We start from the raw sequence: 20,244 nt of genomic DNA, 5'->3' as shown, positions 1-20,244 counted from the left end.
GCGATTTAGTGGGAGTAACTGTATCTATTCGTCAGAGAACAATTCGTTACCAATCCAATTAAAAAGAAATCTACGTAGAAAACTGATCCATAATCAAAAACAATTAAAAAATCACAAACATGACTAGAAAGCAAATGCGGTATGTTCCAAACCGCGAGAGCATTAAAAAATCGGTACTAACGAGAGCGATGCTTTTTATAGCTCTATTTTTTATCGGATTAACCGTGAAAGCGGGCAGTTTTGATATAAGTAAAAGAGTAACCTTAAAAGTAGAAAATGAAAGCATAAAAAATGTTTTTCAGAAGATTGAAAAACAAATTGATGTGCATTTTATGTATGAAACAAATCAGGTTAATACCAATCAGAAAATTAGCTTAAAACTCAACAATGTACCCTTAGAGCAGGCGCTGGATAAAATATGCAGCAATTTATTATTGAGATATGAAATTGTAAGCAATAATATTGTCATCAAGAAAAACCTGAAAATCTCAGATGCTGCTCAGGGTAAAATAAGTATTTCGGGAACTGTTTTTGGAGGAGATGATGGAATGCCGCTACCGGGTGTCGGAATCAAAGACAAAGATTCGGATGCAACTGCAACGACAGATTTTGACGGAACTTTTAAGATGGAAATCAATTCGTCTGCGGCAGTACTTGTTTTTTCCTATGTGGGTTATGTTACACAGGAAGTAAAAGTAACACAATCGGATAAAAATATAAAGATCAAATTATTAGCCGATATGAAACAACTGCAGGAAGTGGTAGTAATGGGATATGGAAGTGTAAAAAAGAATGAAGTTTTGGGAGCTGTGGGCACCGTTTCGATGAAGGAAACTTCGAGTAGAACTTACAATAGTGCAGCAGAATTATTGCAGGGCACAGTGGCCGGTGTTACCGTAATCAATAATGGTGGTGACCCAACTGCCGAGCCAACAATCAATATTCGTGGAATTGGATCTTTGAATGCCGAAACACCTTTGATTGTTTTAGACGGAATTATTTACAGCGGTTCTTTAAATACCTTAAATCCGAACGATATTGCTTCGATTAGTGTCTTAAAAGATGCTGCCTCTGCTGCAATCTACGGAGCAAGAGCTTCTGGTGGAGTAATTTTAATTACTTCTAAAAAAGGAGTTTCAGAACGAATTAACATCAATGTAAATTACCAGGGAGGTTTTCAAAGTGTAGCAAAAAAGCTAGACGTTTTAAATGCTGCCGAATATGCAGATGCCATGAATGCCGCCAGAGATAATGCAGGTATGCCAAGAATTCCGGCTTTTGATCCGGCATTTGAACCAACAGCGAGAACTACTAAAACGAACTGGATGGATGAAATTTTCCGTACAGGCGAAATTCAGGACCTGTCCATTTCAATCAATGGTAAAACCGAAAAATCCAATTTCTTTATCTCAGGAAGTTATCGCAAAAACGAAGGGATATTACTTAATACTTTCGGAACTCGTTATACCGCACGAGCCAATTCTTCGTTTAAACTGGCACCCAATTTTACAGTGGGCGAAAACCTGTCGTATTCCTTAACAGACGGTCAGGCGGCCAACACCTCAAGTGGGTATACAGGCGCTATTTTAGCAGCAATTTTTTATCCACCCAATGCTACTATTTACAGAGAAGACGGTTCCGGAAATTTTGGAGGGGTTCCCGAAAAATATATTGGTTCGTATGGAGATGTCATCAATCCGGTAGCCTATTTAAAAAGACTGGACAACCGCAATCCGATTTCTACCGTTTTAATTAATCCTTATGCGGAGTGGGAAATTGTATCGGGTTTAAAATTCAAATCAAACTGGGGATATACCAGAATTCAAAACAATGCAACCGACTTTGCTGTTAAAATAACAGAACCGGGTAAAATATTCGATTTTAACCGATTGACACAAACGGCTTCTACCACAACTGATTTGTTAAGTGAGCAAACACTTTCTTACGAAAAATCATTAGGAAAACACAATTTTAAAGCATTGGCAGGATACACCTACCAACAAACGAAAAGAGATTTTTATACGGTACAGGGAACCGGTTTTGACAATGAAGATGCCTCACAGCGTTATTTACTGAATGCTAAATTAGTACAGCAATTGGATGCAGGGATGTCTGAGGAGATCATTTCTTCTTATGTAGGAAGGCTGAATTATGACTTTAATCAAAAGTATTTAATTTCGGGAATTGTACGCCGCGACGGTACTTCAAAATTGATTTCTGAGAACCGTTGGAAAGTATATCCTTCTGTTTCTGCCGGATGGTTAATCTCTGAAGAGGGATTTATGAAAAATATAAATCCAATTGTCAGCAACTTAAAATTACGTGCAAGCTGGGGACAAATTGGAAACTTAGGAAACCTTGGTCCGTACCAGTTTAGTGTACCTTTAAAACAAACACAAGCTTTAATCGGAAGCAGCCCGGTAATCAGTTACGGTTATTCAGAGAGCGAATTGTCTAACCCAAATTTGAGATGGGAAAGCTCCGAACAGACCAACGTTGGATTAGATTTCACTATGTTTAACAATGCTTTGTCAGGTTCTGTTGATACCTACATCAAGACGAATAAAGACATGCTGGTTCGCGATCAGTTGCCTGGTGTTTCGGGAACTCCGTTAGGAAGAATCGTAAATTCAGGAAATGTTGAGAATAGAGGAATAGAAGCGAGTTTAACGTATCAGAAAACACATGGTGAATTTAAATTTGATGTAACAGCAAATGCGGCTTTCTTAAGTAATAAAATTGCTTCGATCAAAGATGACTTAACATCCCTTGAACCACTAAATTTAAGCAGAGTACGTAGTTTGCCTTTGGCTAATATTTATCAGGTAGGAAGTCCTGTAGGTGCTTTTTACGGATATTCAACTGACGGATTATTTCAGAGTAATGCCGAAGTAAAAGCGTATGTAAACGATAAAGGAGTCGTATATCAGCCAAATGCGGTTGCCGGAGATATTAAATTTAAAGATATAAACGGTGATGGAGTAATCAATAACAACGATAGAGTAGTACTTGGAAATCCTTTTCCGAAAACTACTTTCAGCCTGAATACCAATTTCAGATACAAAGGATTTGATATGAACATCTTTTTAAGCGGAACAGCCGGAAACAGTGTCTTTAATGCTGTAAAACATACAGGTCTAAATGCTTCTTTCCCGGGCTACAATTTACTGGCTGATTCTAAAAATTCCTGGTCACCAACAAACACCAATACCAATATTCCGGTTCTTTCGTCAACAGACAACAATAATAACTTTGGACGAATCTCTGATTTTTATATCGAAGACGCTTCTTTTGTGAGATTAAGAAACCTGTCGATAGGATATACTGCAAAAGAACAATGGTTGAATGGAAAAGCAAAACTTAGATTTTTTATCTCTGCGCAAAACCTATTTACCATTACCAAGTATTCAGGAATGGATCCGGAAGTAGGGCTTAAGAATTTTGGTATGGACTTAGGGAAATACCCACTTTCCCGTATTTATATGACGGGTGTAAACGCAACTTTTTAAAAAATATACAAATAAAATGAAAAAATTAAGTCTTTTAGTATTGAGTTTTATGCTTTTAATAGGCAGCTCGGCTTGTGAAAATGAACTTGATTTAGTGCCTCAGGGAGCACCTTCAAGTGGTAATTTCTGGAAAACACCTGCTGATGCAAAAGCAGGAGTAAATGCAATCTATGCCCTTTATTCGGATGATAACATGTACGGCCGTGGATTTTTCTGGCTCAACAATGCAAGTGATGATATCGGGACCAAGCCAAGACAAAATGCAGAACGAATCAAGAATTTTATTGTAGACGGAGCAGAGTCGGATACCAAAGACATCTGGAGACTGCATTATGAGGTGATGAAACGCTGTAATGATGTGATTCGTAACATTCCGAAGATTTCTTTAGACGATAAAACAAAAAACATGATGTTGGGAGAGGCTTATTTCAATCATGCTGTGATGCACCTGGAACTGGCCTATCACTACGGAGACGAGCGTGCCGGGATTCCGATTCAGGACAGAGACAATCCAACTAATGTATATGTACCACGTGCTAAAAACGTAGCCGAAAACTATGCTTACATCGCTGCAGATTTGGTGAAAGCAGCCGATTTACTGCCTTATTTTAATGATCTAACGACTGACAATTACGGACGTGCTCACAAAACAGCTGCCTGGGCCTATTTGGTACGTACCTACTTGTATGCAAAAGATTGGGACAATGCTATTAAGTATGCCAATATGATTGTGAACAGTGGAAAACATAAATTACTGGATAATTTTGAAGATGTCTTTAAAATTAAAAACAACTGGTCATCAGAATATATCTGGTCTGTAACTTCGAGTGCCGAAAACACAAGTCTGGGTTCTATTTTTCCCGGAGTATGTCTGGAGGATAAAGGCTGGGGAGTTTACAATGGCTGGGGGAATTTTTATCCTACCAAAGAGTTGTTTGATACCTATGATCCGGCAGATAAAAGACGCAGTGCGACCATTTTACAAAAAGGAGATAAGTTTATGTATTTTGGTGAATTAGTGACTTTTAATGAAGGAAAATACATAGTAAGTTCAAGTAACAGAACCGGTTATCAGTTTAAAAAATACATGGAGCCGTTTGGTTACCCAAAAACAACTTCGGGCGGAATTGACATTCGTTATGTAAATGCAAACGGAGACAAGCCTTCAACAGCTTTAAATGTTCCCCTTTTGCGTTATGCCGATGTAATTTTAATGCTGGCAGAAGCAAAATTAATGAAAGGACTGAGCGCTGATACCGAGATAAACCTGATTCGTAATCGTGCAGGTTTACCAAGCATCGGAGGAGCAACCTTAACGGATCTTAAAAGAGAAAGACGTTGTGAGCTGGCCGGAGAATGGACAGACCGTCATTTTGATTTAGTACGCTGGGGCGACGCTCAGGCAACCTATGCAAAACCTTTACACCATTATAACGGGACGGTGATTTATCCTGCCCGTAATTTCAATCCTGCTATTCACCATGTGTGGCCAATACCACCGGATGAAATTGCAGTGAGCAAAGGAGCCCTTTTCCAAAATAAAGGCTGGTAGTTAGTAGTTTCATTTTGTTTGTTTTTTTTACGCTGCAAGCTTAGTTGTGAAGCTTGCAGTAGTAAAGAAAAAAGTAAACAGTCTACATATTTTGACCAGGCTTAACGCTTAGTAAGAATATATTTTTTACCACTGATTTTACAGATCCATTTTTATACTTAATTATTAAAGAAACCTGTTGGGTGTAATTATTTTTAAACGCATAGAAACATAGATTTAATACTCTTAAATAAGGTGTTTCACTTATTTTATAGACACAGAGGAAGCTATGCGTAAGAAACATGTTTTTTTTGTATTCTTTTACAGACATAAAACCTATGTTTCTATGTGTTAAATGATTTTTTTATTAATTACACTCGACGGGTTAAAGAAATCTGTGGAAATATTTTTAACCTGTGGCTAATCTTCTAATTATTGAAGACCATTTTAGAATTGAATTAATTTTATTTGTAATGAAAAAAATAATTATACTTTTTTGCCTTCATTTTTTTTTGTTGGCACAAGCTCAGGAATACAGCTCTGTCAATATTCATTCGCACAATGATTATGCAGGTAAATTACCATTTTATGAAGCCTACTCCAATGAAGCAGGTGTTATCGAAGCCGATGTTTTTCTGGTGAATAACGAATTGCTGGTCGCCCATACATCAGATGAAATCAAGACCTACAACACACTGCAAAGTCTTTATTTAGACCCTTTGTCGAAAAAGCTAAAAACCTTAGACGGCAAAGCATACCCTGACAACAAACCTTTAATTTTGATGATCGACATCAAGTCAGAAGCAGCGGCAACTCTTAAAGCGATTGTTCAGCAGTTAAAAACGTATCCGGAGTTGATTTCGAATAAAAACCTAAAAGTAGTCATTTCAGGAAGCAGACCTTCACCGGCAAATTGGAAAGAGTATCCGAACTTTATCTATTTTGACGGCAGACTGAATGAAAGTTATACCGCAGAGCAATTGTCGCGTGTCGAAATGATTAGTGATGATTTAAAAGAACACACAGTCTGGAACGGTAAAGGCGTAATGACACAGGCCGATTTAGAAAAAATACAAGCTATCATTAAAAAAGTTCACGATCAGAATAAAAAGATCCGATTTTGGTCGACGCAGGATAATGTGAACACCTGGATGACTTTAATGAATTTAAAAGTCGATTATATTGCAACCGATAATGTGTCGGCATTGACACAATTCATTGAGAAAATAAAAACCACCTTTTATCAGAACACGGAATTCCATAAGGCCTATGTACCAAAGCATGCAGCTTTATTTTCCAAAAACAAAAGGCCGAAAAATATAATTCTGCTGATTGGTGACGGAATGGGACTTACTCAGATTTATGCGGGATATACGGCCAATAAAGGAGAGTTGAGTCTTTTTAATATGCCAACTCAGGGATTGTCGATCACTAAATCTTCAGACAGTTATATTACCGATTCGGCTGCGGGTGCTACGGCAATGGCAACCGGACATAAAACCAACAACCGTTTTATTAGCGTAGACGAAAACGGAAAAGCGGTGGAATTAATCACGCAACAGTTGGCGAAGAAAAAGTATAAAACCGCTATTATTTCTGCCGGAAATATTACAGATGCTACTCCGGCCGCTTTTTATGCACACCAGCCCGAAAGAAGTTTTAGCGAACCAATTGCTGCTGATTTTATCACAAACCCTTCCGATATTCTGATTGGAGGAGGAACAAAAGAATTTAAAAACAGAAAAGACGGTAAAGACTTGTCTAAGATATTGGTGGAGAAAGGATATACTTTTTCGGATCAGTTTAAAAGTATGGATACCATCAAAAATAGCAGATTTGTTGTTTTAGAAGATGCTGCAGTAGTTTCGATGAAAGAGGGTAGAGGTGATTTTTTAAGCAAGTCTTTATCAAAGACGACAACTGTTTTTTCAAAAACAAAGAATCCCTTTTTTATAATGGCGGAAGGAGCACAAATTGATTATGGCGGACATAAAAATGATCTGGAGTATGTGGTTCGTGAAATGCTTGATTTTGATAAACTGGTTGGACAGGCCATGGAATTTGTAGATCAGAATCAGGAAACACTTTTGATTGTAACAGCCGACCACGAAACCGGAGGACTCTCCTTAATTGATGGCAGTATCGCAAAAGGATATGTACAGGGAAGTTTCAGTACCAATGACCATACAGCAGTACCAGTTCCGGTTTTTGCTTACGGACCCGGTGCTTCGAATTTCATGGGAGTGTATCAAAACACGGAAATTTATACCAAAATACTCGAAGCGCTTTTTGCGAAGCAGTAGACATCATTTAATTTTATTCTTTAAAATAAGCAGTAACGATTTTTTTGTTACTGCTTTTGTTTTGTAATAAGTGTCTTAAATACTTTTAAATAAATGAGATGCTTTTAGAAAAAACTGTTTTTTGAAAAAGCGGCAAATGGCTTTGTTTTACTGGACTTCTTAAATTCATAAATAAATTAAATAAGAAAATTACGATTAAACAGCAGTGTGTAAAATTGTGAATTTTTTAGGATTAATTTCATTTTCTGTTAAAAACTTTTACAAGAAAATTTCTGTTCTTTGTAGCTTAAGATTGGTTAAGAAAAAGACTAAGGAAGTCTTAGGTGATTCGCTTTCGAACACAATATTATTTTAGACATAGAGTTTAGACTAATTATCATATTTGCGTTATGGACAACAGGAAGTTTATATTAAGTTTAAAAAAAGGTAATGAAGCCACTTTCAAAGAAGCTTATCTCAATTACTATGATAAACTGATAAACATAGCCAAACGCTTTAACTTTACAGTACTTACCCCACAAGATTTTGTTCAGGAAACATTTTTACGATTGTATAATAAAAGAGAATTGCTTCACGAAGATGTTTTATTAGACAAACAAATATTTGTCATCTGCAAAAACATCATCCTTAATCATCTCAACAGAGAAAATAAAATAGTACAGCTCGATCCGTTGCATGTGGTAATGGAGGAGGAAGATATTGATACTGAAATTTTTGAGGAAAGACAGGAAAAGCTAAATACTTTCATAAATCTGCTTCCTGAACAGCAACAAAAAATTTACACCTTACATAAACTGGAAAACCTTAGCTATAAGGAGATTGCAGCCTTAACGGATCTTTCTGAAAAGACTATAGCCAATCATATTTATCTCGCCAGTAAATTTATTCGAAAAAAAGTCGAAAACCATTAGGAACTTTTTTGTTCTCATTTGTTATCTATAAAAATGGGAACATAAAATGAATATTGAAACTTATAAAACGGACGTTACAACTAAAGAAGATGCAAGATTTGTTGTAGCGCTTCTTCAATTTGTTATTTCTGATTGTATCATGAATTTTGATGTAGAAGATACAAATCATATTCTGAGAATCGAAACCAACAGAGAGATTAAAGAAATGGTTTACGGTGTTTTTAATAAGCAGGGATTTTATTGTCAGAAACTTTAACGCTCCAAAGATATGAATGATAAAAAAGTAGAAGAAGAATTAAAAAAGATCTGGGATGATATTCCTATTTCGCATTCCAACGAGGAGAAAGAAGCTTCGTGGGAAGCGTTTCAATCTAAAACCTTCGCTTCGAAACAATCGAAATTTAAAGCATGGCATTATGCCGTAGCGGCAGCTGTTTTGCTTTTCGGATTTATTGGCTCGGGCTTGTTCTTTAATAGAAATCAGGACCAATCAGAAGTTAAATTGGCTTCGAACGTAATTGAAAATACCACTTCAATTGTAAAAACAGTTTTTTTGCCGGACAGTTCGAAGGTCGAATTAAGTCCTAATTCTAAAATTGAGTATGCTAATAATTTTACAGCCAATCGTAAAATTGAAATTAAAGGAGAGGCATATTTTCATGTAAAGAAAGATAAAAAACACCCTTTTCAGGTTTTTTGCAATGAAACCACAACCACTGTTTTAGGAACTTCTTTTTTAGTAAAGGGATATACACAGAAAGAGGTAACGGTTGAGCTTTTTGAAGGAAGTGTTGAAATGAGCGTGAAAGATCAGGACAAAAAATGGATACTTGTTCCGGGTGAAAAGTTTACTTATGCCAACAATACGGTTGAGGTAACGGAATTTGAAAGATTTACCGATTTTGAAAATGAAAAGCTAACGGTTTTAACCACCTACATTAAAACCAATTACGGCTACACAATGACATTTCCAAAGGAGTATTATGAGCAGCGCATCACATTGAGAATTAATAAGAAAGAAGATTTAAAAATAATTATCCAACTCATATCCGAAATGTATAACCTAAATTTTGAAATAAATGAAAAATTGAAAGAAGTTACTTTTCAATAGAAAAGAAAAAGGATGCACTAGCCGCGAAACTAAACATCCTTCTCATGGTCAGGATAATAGGAAACTATCCTGTTTAATAATATTCAAAAATACAAAATTTTATGAAACATATAATTTCAGCCTGTTTTTGTTATACGTTAAAATTTCCGCAGGAGTACTATGATCATCGTATTACAATGCGAATTAATAAAAAAGAAGATTTTAAAAAACTTATCCAATTAATATCCGAAATATATAACCTAAACTTTGAAATAAATGAAGAATTAAAAGTAATTACTTTTCAATAGAAAAGAAAAAGGATGCACTAGCCGCGAAACTAAACATCCTCCTCATGGTCAAGATAGTACGAAACTATCTCATTTAATAATTTTCAAAAATACAAAATTTCATGAAGCATATAATTTCAGCATGCTTTTTTTTATTCAGTTGGGCGGTGTTTTCTCAAAACGTAACCGTAACTGTAGATAAATCAGTAACCTTAAAAGAATTCTTTAAGCAAATTGAAAGCCAAACCGATTTCAAGTTTGCTCACACGGATCAGATTAATACTGGTCAAAAGTATTTTACTCAAACCAGGACTTACAAAAATATCAGCGTAAAAGAACTTGTCAATGAACTCAATAAGAGCGCATCGGTTCAGTTCTCCATCGTAGGCAATAATATTTTTGTAAAGCAAAAAATAACCAAAGCACCTAAAAAAAAAAATAAGCTGACCGGACAGGTATTTGATGAAAACAAAGAGCCGGTTATTGGTGCAAATTTATTTATCAAAGAGCTTTCTACCGGTGCCACAACCGATGCAGATGGAAAATTTGCAATAGAAGTAGACAAAGGAAATTATACCGTATTAATTACATATCTCGGCCTAAAAAACAAAGAGAAACAAATTGAAGTTGCTGACGATTCAAGAATCAATTTTTACATGGACGCCGACAGTCATGAACTCGAGCAGGTAGTGATCACCTCCAATAAAGCGGTTGATGTTAAAAACACTCAGATGAGTGTGAATAAACTTTCGATGGCCGAGATTAAAAGAATTCCGGTTGCTATGGGGGAAGCCGATCCTTTAAAATCGATATTGACATTACCGGGAGTAACCAATGCCGGAGAACTTTCATCGGGTTTTAATGTTCGTGGAGGTGCCGCCGATCAGAATTTGATTTTGATAGATGGAGGTCCGGTTTACGCTGATTCACACATGTTTGGTTTTTTCTCTATTTTTAATGCCGATATTGTAAATGGGTTAGATTTATACAAGGGAGGAATTCCTTCTAAATATGGAGGACGTGTTTCTTCTGTTTTAGATATTTCACAGCAAACCGGAGACTTCGAAGAGTACAAAGTGAACGGAGGGATTGGTTTAATCTCGAGCCGTTTATTGGTACAGGGACCTATTCAGAAAGAAAAAGGATCTTTCATCATTGCAGGACGTGCTTCCTATGCTCACGTATTTATGAAACTGACTGATAACAAGAACTCCGCTATGTTTTATGATTTGAATGCTAAGTTTAATTATCGTTTTGGAGCCAACAATACGCTGTCTTTTTCGGGTTATTTCGGAAACGATGTTTTTGATTTGAACAATCTTTTTGACAGTACCTACGGAAATACGATGGGGATCTTAAGCTGGAAACACAAGTTTTCGGAGAATTTAAATACCAATTTGTCTGTTTACTTCAGTGATTATAAATTTAATCTGGGATTAGAAAGAGAAGGTTTTAAATGGAATAATAACATTCAGACTTATGGTCTTAAATATGGCTGGAGTCAGACTTTATCAGAAAAATTAAAACTTAACTACGGAATAGACGGCCAGTATTATGATTTTAACCCTGGAACAGCAAAGCCTACTACTGCAGGTTCACAGTTTAATTACAAGCAATTGGCTAAAAAGTATGCTTTTGAATCTGCTGTTTATCTGGACTTTGAGCATCAGATTACAGAGAAATTGAACCTTCGATACGGAATACGTTATAGTATGTTTTACCGTTTAGGAGGGGAGGAAATAAGTACTTATGAGGATGGAAAGGCAGTAGTTTTTAATCCGTTGTATAAAATTTATGAAAATGGAACTCCAACAGGAAGTATATCTTATAAAAGTGGAGCGACCATAAGTAAGTTTGATAATTTTGAACCACGTGCCGCATTATCATACGCCTTTGATGAAAATACATCAGTAAAGGCAAGTTATAATCGAATGGCGCAATACATTCACATGCTATCCAATACCCAGTTTCCATTGCCAACGACGATCTGGACACCAAGCGGACCTTTTACAAAACCTCAGTTGTTAGATCAATATGCCGTAGGTTATTTTAAGAATTTTAAGGATAAGGAATATTCTTTTGAAGGAGAGTTATTCTACAAGAAAATCCAAAATCGTATTGACTATATTGACGGAGCAAATATCCTGGCAAATGACAATATAGAACAGGTGATTTTGAATGGTAGAGCCAGATCATACGGTATGGAGTTAATGTTGAGAAAAAATACAGGAAGATTGACCGGATGGGTTTCTTATACTTTGTCGAGAGCTGAACAAAAAACACCTGGCAGAACGCCTGAAGAATCTGGAATCGCAAATGGCGGATGGTATTTATCAGGATATGACAAACTGCACAATTTAAGTATTGTGGGGAATTATGAATACAATAAAAAATGGTCTTTTAATGCCAACTTTAGCTTACAGTCGGGCCAGCCGGTAACGTATGCCAATGGGTATTATGAATTTGGAGGTATTAACATTCCAAACTTCTCATTAAGGAATGAAAACAGGCTTCCACTTTTCCATCACCTGGATGTGGCAGCCACGTATACGCCAAAGCCGGATAAAAAGAAAGGATGGCAGAGCTATTGGGTATTTAGTCTTTATAATATTTATAACCGACAAAATGCGGCTTCAATGACCTTTAGAACAAATGATGATACAGGAGCGAATGAAACCAGAAGACTTTCTATTTTTGGAATAGTACCAGGTGTTTCTTATAATTTTAAATTTTAATGAATATGCAAAGGATAGATATAAAAACTTTTAAAAAGAAAGTAATCGCTATTTTAAGTCTTGTTTTGGTGCTGTTTTTCTCATCTTGTGAAGACGTGGTAAAACTTGATTTAGAAACCGGCGAAACAAGAATTGTGGTAGATGCCGAAATTATCTGGAAAAAAGGAACAACGGGAAGCGAACAAGTCATAAAGGTCAGTAAAACGGCTCCTTATTACAACAATACCACGCCAAAAGTTTCGGGAGCGAAAGTAAAAATCACGAATAGTAAGGGCGATATTTTTATTTTTAATGAAAAAGAACCAGGTTTTTACGTATGTACTAATTTCGTGCCTGTTATCAACATGGATTATGCACTTTCTGTTGAGGCAGAAGGACAGAGTTTCACTGCAACAGAAAAGTTGATTTCAGTAACTCCAATTGACAGAATAGAGCAGAAACTTGTTCCGGATGTAGGAGGAGAGGACCTGTATGAAATAGGGTTTTTCTTTAAAGATCCGATCGATCAGGTAAATTTTTATCTGACAGATTATAAAACTGATGTTCTTATTTTTCCGACCTATACTTTATTGGACGATGAATTGTTTAATGGAAATGAAATAAATCCACGATTTTCTGACACCAAATTGAAACCGGGGAAAAGTGTTGCGGTTATAAATCGTGGTGTTTCTAAGAATTTTTATAATTATATGAGCCTGCTTTTAGAGATATATGGAGGTAGTCCTTTTTCTATTCCCCCTGGAAATATCAGAGGCAATATTATAAATACTACGAATGCCAATAATTTTGCTTTTGGTTATTTCAGGCTTTGCGAAGCTGATACCTTTACCTATGTTGTAAAAGAGAACGATAACATTGTCTATCCGGACAAGTAAGATTTTAATTGAAGGTTGATTTGTAACGGCATCTGGCATATAAATATTTATGTCAGATGTTTTTTTATGAATATGGGATACAAAAAATGGACTTGCAAGAAAGTCCATTTTTTGTTTTATTTTGAGAATAGTAAAATTACTTTGCCTCTTTTTTAAAGCGCATCATTGGAACATCGTTCAGTAACAAGTTCAGTTTACCATCTTTATCAATAGAATAGGTATTGATTTTTCTAATCATTTCCGTAAAAGTTTGCTCCCCGCCGCCTTCGCAGAACATCATTGTTGTTGGACCTTGTTCTCCAAAACTTATGGTTTGTCCTTTTAAAGTATAAGGAGCACTATAGCCATTACATCCTGCATTTCCGGATACCTGACCCGTACTTTGATCAAACTTTATAAAAGGTTTTTTATTGGGATACAAACCTTCAAAAGCAATACGAGGACCGGAAATGTATTCCAGTTCCCAGGTTGTGTCATAAAGAGCGGTACTTTGCGTGGTATTTTTTGTGCAGTTGCAAGAAGTGAAAACTAAGGCAACAGCTGCCAACATTAGGGTGAAGTATTTTTTCATAGGAAAAGTTTTAGAATATAAAATTAACAAGTTTTAGGTTATGATGATCGTTTTTCGAAGAGAACTTAAGGGAAGTTTTTAAAATATTGAATCATTCTAAATTTGTAAATTCGTTGTTTAAGAATTTTATCTTTGAGAGCTGAAATCATCGCTTTTTAAAATTATAACCCAGTGTTATTAAAAAATTCTCGTTGTAAATTTTCCATTGCGGGATAGTAGCTGCATTTTCGATAAGAGGAACAAAACCGCCAAGATACCTTGCGCCAAGAGTAAAACCATTCGGAAATTCATACGTTAAACCGGTCACAAAACCCGCATCCATTTTCTGGCTGTAGCCATTCGAAGCTTTCCCCGTTCCGTAAAATGCGGTATCCGTATATAAATTTCCATCGGCATCTTTGCGCTGGACAGAAGCATTCAATAAAAAACCGATGTAAGGGCCCACATAGACTTGTAAGCCTTTGTAGTAAAAAGCAGGACTAATAGGGAATAAATCAATATACTGACGTTTCAGTTTGCTGGTGAATCCTCCGTTTATGGGATCTGCAATTTGAAGAGTCGTTAGTTTTCTGCTGTAAAATAATTCGTGTTTTAAACCGAAATATTGGAAAATTTTGTTGTCTAAAGTGATTCCGATTGTCAGACCGTTCAAACTTTTTGAAGCCCCGTTATTAGACAGGCTGTCTGTATCTCTCCCTTTTAGTAATGACCAGTTTGTACCGGCGCTGATACCAAAAGTAATACCTTCCTGTTGTGCGCTCATTTGCATCGTGAAAAGGAATATCAGGCAAATTGTATATGTTTTTTTCATGATTTCTTCTTGTTTTAAAAATTAATATCCCAAATCCCTGCTGCTTTTTCAAGTTCTACTAAAGAGGCTGCATAACGATATAATGTTTCATAGTAGTTGAGCTGGGTCTCATTGTAAGTATGCTGCGCATTTAAGACATCGAGTAGAGTAGTCTCTCCACGTTTGTAACTGTATATTTTTCCATTAAGCAATTTTTCGGCATCGGTTAATAAACCCATATTAAATTGGCGAACCTGTTTTTGTGCCGTTATATAGACAAACCATGCTTTTTTAACTTCTGTCTGAACCTGTAACTCTGTTTGTTTGTATAATACATCGGATTGAAGCAATCCGTATTCAGCTGCTTTTAGTTCGCCCTTATTTTGGTTTGAGAATTTTAAAGGAATGGTTATACCTGCTGATACAGCATTTGTTGATGGAGTAGGAGCCACAACGTTGCTCACAACCGATGTGTTTTCCACGCCAAAGTGTATTCCCAAATCTAAAACTCTATTGGCTTTTGTTAGTTTTAAAATATCTTGAGAGACATTTTTATTTTGTAGAGCAGCGAGTAAATCAGCACGGTTGTTTTGAGCAGTAATCACGAGTTCACTTAAATCAAAAGCACGATCAAATTTGTTTAAATCACCATAAGGAGAATTTAGACTGTCTTTTTTTTGCTCTCCAATAAAAGCTCCTAATTCCAGTAAAGAGTTTTTCCAATCGGCTTCACTTTGGTATACCTCATTTAACATCGAATTAGCACCAAGTTTACTTTGACGGGCATCAATTTCGGCAATACTTCCAAGCTTAAACCGAATACTGTCAGTAGCAGCGATATTCTTTAGAATATGGTAAGAGTTTAATTGTACCAAAAGAATTTCTTTTTGTTTTAAGCTCGTTAGAAAACTTAAGGTAGCATCTGCACGTAAGTTTCGAAAGTAATCTTCCAGTAAAATTTTTGATAGTTCCGCTGTGCTTTTTGCTACACTTATACGCGCTTTTCGTTTTCCGCCAAGTTCGAGCGTCCAGTTAAGCTCTGATGAAAAACCGTAACCCATTTGCATTCGACGCTGGCCATTATCATTGGCTCCTATAGCCAGTTCTGGATCGGGGAAAACTTTTGAAGCCAGCACATTAGCTTCTGCAATATTTACATTAAATTTTTGGGCAGTATACTCTAGATTTTTTTTACTGACTAAGGCGAGAAAATCAGTGTAATTCATCTTTATTTTTGTGAAAGTAGTGTCAATCTGAGCGTTTGATACTGCCGAAATATTTAGCAGTATCAATATAATTCCCCAGTTTTGTATGTTCTTCTTAATCATAAGGGTTCATTTTATGGATTATTGATTTCATTTTGCATGTTCTCTTTTGGGAGATCAAATTTTTTCTCGATCAAATAATAAAGTGAGGGTAAAGCAAAAAGTGTTAGAATGGTAGAAAATAGTAGTCCGTAAACGATAACCGTTGCTAATGGCCTTTGCACATCACTGCCTATTCCTGTGGCTAAAGATGCGGGCAATAAACCTAGTACTGCGACAGTAGCGGTCATTAAAACAGGACGGAAGCGTTGTTTAGCGCCAGTGATTACGGCTTCGAGTAATGCCATTCCGTTTTTACGAAGCTGATTAATGTGTGAAATCATAATAACTCCATTTTGTATTGCAACACCAAACAAAGCGATAAAACCTACTGCTGAGGATACATTCAGCGTCATCCCGCGGACAGTAAGAGCTAACATGCCACCAAATAATGCCAATGGAACAATACTCATTAACAGTCCCGCCTGACGAAATTTTCCAAACGCACCGTATAACAGCACAAACATTAAGGCTAATGCAAGAGGGACAATAATGGACAAATGACTATAAGCTCGCTCCTGGTTTTCGAATTGTCCTCCCCATTTTAGTTTAAATTTTGCGTGGTTGTACTTTACTTTTTCCTCAATTTTAGATTGTGCTTCCTTTAAGAAAGAACTTAAATCGGCTCCTCTTAAATTCAGGCGAACCGTTAGATGGCGCTTGTTCATTTCACGGGCAATGGTACTTTCACCGGTATTAAGTTTGATATCGCATACTTGTGACAACGGAATTTTGACACCTTCGGAATTGGTGAGCATCAGATTACTTATTTTTTCAGGATCATTTCGGCTTTCTTCGTTATAGCGTGCGGTAATATCATATACTTTATTGCCGACAAAAATTTGCGAAATGGCTTTTCCGCCCATAGCCACTTCTATTAATTCCGAAACAGCATCGATATTTAATCCGTATTGCGCTATTTTCTGGCGGTCTGCAATTATTTGTACCTGAGGCAATGGCGGTTCCTGATCAATGGCAAGATCGACGGCACCTTTTACCTCCTGAAGGGTTTTAATAACATCTTCCGCAATTCGTCGGGTTTCTTTATAATCCTCGCCATATATTTTGACAACCAGTTCGCTGTGAGCACCTGAGATTTTATCCATTACCCCGTCGATCATGGGTTGCGAAAACCCAATATTATAGCCCGGCATAGTAGCATATTCGGCGGATAATTCTTTTATTAAATCCTCTTTTGTTTTTCCTGATTTCCATTGCTTGTAGGGTTTTAGACCCACACTGCATTCGTAATGCGAAGGCGTCCAGGCATCAGTCCCGTCATCATTACGACCTGCCTGTACCATCATGTAGGTTATTTCTTCGTGTTTTAAAGTACGATGACGCAGTGTGTCGCTCATTTCCTTCGATTTTTCTAAAGTAATACCGGGAGGTAAGGTCACCTGCAGCCAGATCGATCCTTCATCCAATGGTGGTAAAAAATCTTTCCCGACCACGGCAGTAAGTATAAAAGCGAGAACTAATACTGCAATCAGAGGTGCAAATACTTTTTTAGGGACCTGCATTATTTTCTGTATGCGATGATGGTAAGCACTGGTTAGTTTTTCCAGCCATTTGTTATGATACATTTTTTGAGGCTTGCGATAGATGAAATAAGCCAATCCGGGTATCAGCAGTAAAGCAACCAGTAAAGCACCAAAAAGTGCATATCCTACTGTAAAAGCCATAGGAGTGAATAATTTTTTCTCTACACGCTCAAATGCAAACAATGGTAAATACGCTGTTATGATAATCAGAGTGGCAAAAAAGATGGGACGTGCCACACTTTTTACGCTGCTGGCAATATTATTTTCAGTGAGTTCTTCCCCTTCGTTATCTTCCCGTTTTTTTAGAATGGTTTCCATCATCACAATGGCTCCATCGACAATAATACCAAAATCAATTGCTCCAAGAGAAAGTAAATTGGCAGGAATATGAGTGAATTTCATCAGAATAAAAGCAATCAACAGCGAAATAGGAATGGTAATAGCCACCAATAAAGCACCTCTCCAACTGCCCAGAAAAACAATTAAAACAATAATTACGAGTGCCATTCCTTCCAACAATGTATGAGAGACAGTAGTAAGTGTTGTTTCTACCAGACTTGTTCGGTCAAGAAAAGCGTGGATTTTAACACCTTCAGGAAGGTAATTTTTATTGAGGTCGTCCACTGCTTCGTTGACCCCTTTTAATACCACAGACGGGTTTTGGTTTTTGAGCAGCAATACAATTCCTTCGATATTGTCCGAATAGTCAACTCCGCGTTTGTCGGTGTAGCCTAAAGCTCCTTTGCGCTCCAGATTGCCATATTTTAACTTTCCGATATCGCTCAAATAAATAGAGACTCCATTTGCCGATTTTACAACAATACGTCCAATATCTTCCAGATTTTTTACCAAACCGATTCCTCGTACCACATACGACTGGTCCCCGCGATCGATAACACTTCCTCCTGTATTTGCATTATTTTTTTCGATGGTTTCTGTTACTTCACTTAAGTATAAACCGTATTGCTCAAGTTTAACCGGATCGAGTTCCACCTGGTACTGTGTTGTGATTCCTCCAAAATTGGTTACATCGGCCACTCCCGACACTTGTTTGATACGGGGAATAATAGTGTACTCCTGTAATTCGCTGAGCTCTCTTAGGTCATGGTTTTCGCTTTCAATGATATAGCGATAAATTTCGCCTGTAGGAGAGGTCAGTGGATCTAAACCAGGTGCGGCACCATAGGGAAGTTCGACATCATTTAAGCGCTCCTGAATTCTGGTACGGGCAAAATAATCTTCAATACCGTCATCAAAAACGATTGTTACCATTGATAAACCAAAAGTACTTTTGCTTCGCATTACATGTAAGCCGGGTAAACCGTTTATAGCCCGTTCTATCGGAATGGTGATTTGTTGTTCGACTTCTTCCGCTGCCAGACCCGGAACCTGTGTTACGACTTGCGAGGTGACATCGCCGATATCGGGGTAAGCCTCAACAGAAAGTTGTGTCCAGGAATAGTATCCAAACAAAGAAAGGAGTAAGAATAGAGCCAGAATTAACCAGCGTTTTGCTATTGTTGTTTCAAATATATTTTGTTTCATAAAGTCATTTATTTCGCTTCAAGGAGATAAAAAGCCCCTTCACTGATAATTGTTTCATTTGATTTTAATCCTGAGAGCACGGCTATTTTTCCATTTTTCGATATTCCGGTCTCAAGGTAACGACGGACGTATTGATCTGGCTTTGCCTGGACGAAGACGAAGCTCCTGTCATTGAGTTGTAATACTGCTTTGGCTGGTATGAACAAGGTATTTATGGGTTTGTCTGTAAATTTTACAGAGACAAACATTCCCGGTTTAAGGATATGATCGGTATTGTTGCAAGCTATTAATACCTGTACGCTTCGGGTATCCTCGTCTATGATTTCGTCGACATGATAGATTTTGCCTGAAATTTTTGTGTTCGGATAAGCGCCGGAACTGATTTCGGCCCCTTGTAGTTCTTGCAAAAAATGAATGTCTTTTTCTTTTATCTGCCCGGCAACCCATACTTTTTTGAGATCAGCAATTTTTGCTTTCGGTCCGGCATCTTCTTTTAAATACTGCCCCAAAACCAGTTCATTGGTGATCACTTCACCGGCAATGGGTGAGGTGATGACTAAGGGCTGACCGAAAACCAGTTTGTTTGTGTTTACTCCAAAAATTTTAAGACTGGCAATTGCATTTTGATATTCTTTTTCACTGATTTCGAAATTGGTTTCGGCTTCTTCAAGATCTTTCTGCGAACCAACACCGTGGGTTTTTAAGTCTTTTTGGCGTTTTAACGAAAGTCTGGCAACCTCATACCCCGATTTGGCCTGGAAGAAGTTTTTCTGAGCCGCTGTAAAATCAGGAGAAACCATTTCAAATAAAGGTGTTCCAGGCAATGTTTTCATTCCTAATCTTGCATGTACTTTGGTAACTCTTCCTGAAAAAGGAGGAGCAATTTCGGCATACGAATTTGGAATTGCTTTGACAGTTCCGGCAGTTTGTAATTCGAACTGATACGGCTCGGTTTTAACGGTTTCCAATTTTAGTTTGAGGCTAATATTTGATTTTTGCAGAACTATGACCGTATCTCCTTTTAAGGAAAAGTTTTCAACTTCTTTTTTTTCGGTTTTGTTATGGCAAGCTATTAACAGTGAAGTTGTCATTATAGCAAGTAGGAGGTTTTTACATTCGGGATTTCCAGGGCAGATTTTTGATAGTTGAAACGGGAAACGTTTTGTAGTGTTTAATGTCATGTCATTTT

Annotated in this window: 13 protein-coding genes; 8 read left to right on the top strand and 5 right to left on the bottom strand. The window is 37.0% G+C overall.

What is annotated here, in order from left to right; translation table 11 throughout:
• Window positions 1-119 precede the first annotated feature (119 nt).
• The 8 genes from AC3IS6_RS17790 (at window position 120) to AC3IS6_RS17755 (ending at window position 13,241) form a co-directional block, all read left to right on the top strand.
• Window positions 120-3,509, top strand: a complete 3,390-nt coding sequence (locus tag AC3IS6_RS17790) for a SusC/RagA family TonB-linked outer membrane protein (RefSeq protein WP_489161327.1) — start codon at window positions 120-122, stop codon at window positions 3,507-3,509.
• Window positions 3,510-3,525: 16 nt separating this feature from the next.
• Entirely contained in the window at window positions 3,526-5,061 is a 1,536-nt protein-coding gene (locus AC3IS6_RS17785; RefSeq protein ID WP_489161325.1) for a RagB/SusD family nutrient uptake outer membrane protein, read from the top strand.
• 452 nt (window positions 5,062-5,513) lie between these two features.
• A complete protein-coding gene (locus AC3IS6_RS17780; RefSeq protein WP_489161323.1) occupies window positions 5,514-7,343 on the top strand; it encodes an alkaline phosphatase in 1,830 nt (609 codons plus the stop codon).
• Between the two features lie 389 nt (window positions 7,344-7,732).
• Window positions 7,733-8,254, top strand: a complete 522-nt coding sequence (locus tag AC3IS6_RS17775) for an RNA polymerase sigma factor (protein ID WP_489161321.1) — start codon at window positions 7,733-7,735, stop codon at window positions 8,252-8,254.
• A gap of 46 nt (window positions 8,255-8,300) precedes the next feature.
• Complete coding sequence (locus AC3IS6_RS17770) at window positions 8,301-8,510, top strand: hypothetical protein (protein ID WP_264524207.1); 210 nt, start codon at window positions 8,301-8,303, stop codon at window positions 8,508-8,510.
• Between the two features lie 12 nt (window positions 8,511-8,522).
• Window positions 8,523-9,365 carry a FecR family protein gene (locus AC3IS6_RS17765; protein WP_489161319.1) on the top strand — a complete coding sequence of 281 codons (843 nt, stop codon included), beginning with the start codon at window positions 8,523-8,525 and terminating at the stop codon, window positions 9,363-9,365.
• Between the two features lie 388 nt (window positions 9,366-9,753).
• Window positions 9,754-12,366 (top strand): TonB-dependent receptor, encoded by a 2,613-nt coding sequence (locus AC3IS6_RS17760; protein WP_489161317.1) that lies wholly within the window; start codon window positions 9,754-9,756, stop codon window positions 12,364-12,366.
• 5 nt (window positions 12,367-12,371) lie between these two features.
• Window positions 12,372-13,241, top strand: coding sequence for a DUF4249 domain-containing protein (locus tag AC3IS6_RS17755; protein ID WP_489161316.1), 870 nt, complete (start codon window positions 12,372-12,374; stop codon window positions 13,239-13,241).
• A gap of 136 nt (window positions 13,242-13,377) precedes the next feature.
• Here AC3IS6_RS17755 and AC3IS6_RS17750 read toward each other — a convergent pair whose 3' ends face one another.
• The 5 genes from AC3IS6_RS17750 to AC3IS6_RS17730 all read right to left on the bottom strand — a co-directional run bounded on the left by AC3IS6_RS17750 (window position 13,378) and on the right by AC3IS6_RS17730 (window position 20,236).
• On the bottom strand, window positions 13,378-13,812 hold the full coding sequence (locus AC3IS6_RS17750) for an META domain-containing protein (protein WP_489161314.1): 435 nt from the start codon (window positions 13,810-13,812) through the stop codon (window positions 13,378-13,380).
• A 145-nt stretch (window positions 13,813-13,957) separates the two neighbouring features.
• Window positions 13,958-14,623 (bottom strand): outer membrane beta-barrel protein, encoded by a 666-nt coding sequence (locus AC3IS6_RS17745; RefSeq protein WP_489161313.1) that lies wholly within the window; start codon window positions 14,621-14,623, stop codon window positions 13,958-13,960.
• 14 nt (window positions 14,624-14,637) lie between these two features.
• The gene (locus AC3IS6_RS17740; protein ID WP_489161311.1) at window positions 14,638-15,930 is read right to left on the bottom strand and encodes a TolC family protein; all 1,293 of its coding nucleotides are present in this window, start codon (window positions 15,928-15,930) and stop codon (window positions 14,638-14,640) included.
• Between the two features lie 11 nt (window positions 15,931-15,941).
• A complete protein-coding gene (locus AC3IS6_RS17735; protein WP_489161309.1) occupies window positions 15,942-19,055 on the bottom strand; it encodes an efflux RND transporter permease subunit in 3,114 nt (1,037 codons plus the stop codon).
• 8 nt (window positions 19,056-19,063) lie between these two features.
• Window positions 19,064-20,236: an efflux RND transporter periplasmic adaptor subunit gene (locus AC3IS6_RS17730; RefSeq protein WP_489161307.1), complete on the bottom strand. Its 1,173-nt coding sequence runs from the start codon at window positions 20,234-20,236 to the stop codon at window positions 19,064-19,066.
• Window positions 20,237-20,244 lie beyond the last annotated feature (8 nt).

Source organism: Flavobacterium sp. KH_035, assembly GCF_057839565.1.
Note: the sequence above shows the minus strand (reverse complement) of the source record. Positions and strands in the feature narration are given on the sequence as shown.

Bases quoted from the DNA above. Each gene is read 5' to 3' on its own strand.
- AC3IS6_RS17790 (WP_489161327.1), top strand. From the start codon at position 120: ATGACTAGAAAGCAAATGCGGTATGTTCCAAACCGCGAGAGCATTAAA.
- AC3IS6_RS17755 (WP_489161316.1), top strand. From the start codon at position 12,372: ATGCAAAGGATAGATATAAAAACTTTTAAAAAGAAAGTAATCGCTATT.
- AC3IS6_RS17740 (WP_489161311.1), bottom strand. From the start codon at position 15,930: ATGATTAAGAAGAACATACAAAACTGGGGAATTATATTGATACTGCTA.
- AC3IS6_RS17730 (WP_489161307.1), bottom strand. From the start codon at position 20,236: ATGACATTAAACACTACAAAACGTTTCCCGTTTCAACTATCAAAAATC.
- AC3IS6_RS17785 (WP_489161325.1), top strand. From the start codon at position 3,526: ATGAAAAAATTAAGTCTTTTAGTATTGAGTTTTATGCTTTTAATAGGC.
- AC3IS6_RS17770 (WP_264524207.1), top strand. From the start codon at position 8,301: ATGAATATTGAAACTTATAAAACGGACGTTACAACTAAAGAAGATGCA.
- AC3IS6_RS17750 (WP_489161314.1), bottom strand. From the start codon at position 13,812: ATGAAAAAATACTTCACCCTAATGTTGGCAGCTGTTGCCTTAGTTTTC.
- AC3IS6_RS17735 (WP_489161309.1), bottom strand. From the start codon at position 19,055: ATGAAACAAAATATATTTGAAACAACAATAGCAAAACGCTGGTTAATT.
- AC3IS6_RS17745 (WP_489161313.1), bottom strand. From the start codon at position 14,623: ATGAAAAAAACATATACAATTTGCCTGATATTCCTTTTCACGATGCAA.
- AC3IS6_RS17775 (WP_489161321.1), top strand. From the start codon at position 7,733: ATGGACAACAGGAAGTTTATATTAAGTTTAAAAAAAGGTAATGAAGCC.
- AC3IS6_RS17780 (WP_489161323.1), top strand. From the start codon at position 5,514: ATGAAAAAAATAATTATACTTTTTTGCCTTCATTTTTTTTTGTTGGCA.
- AC3IS6_RS17760 (WP_489161317.1), top strand. From the start codon at position 9,754: ATGAAGCATATAATTTCAGCATGCTTTTTTTTATTCAGTTGGGCGGTG.
- AC3IS6_RS17765 (WP_489161319.1), top strand. From the start codon at position 8,523: ATGAATGATAAAAAAGTAGAAGAAGAATTAAAAAAGATCTGGGATGAT.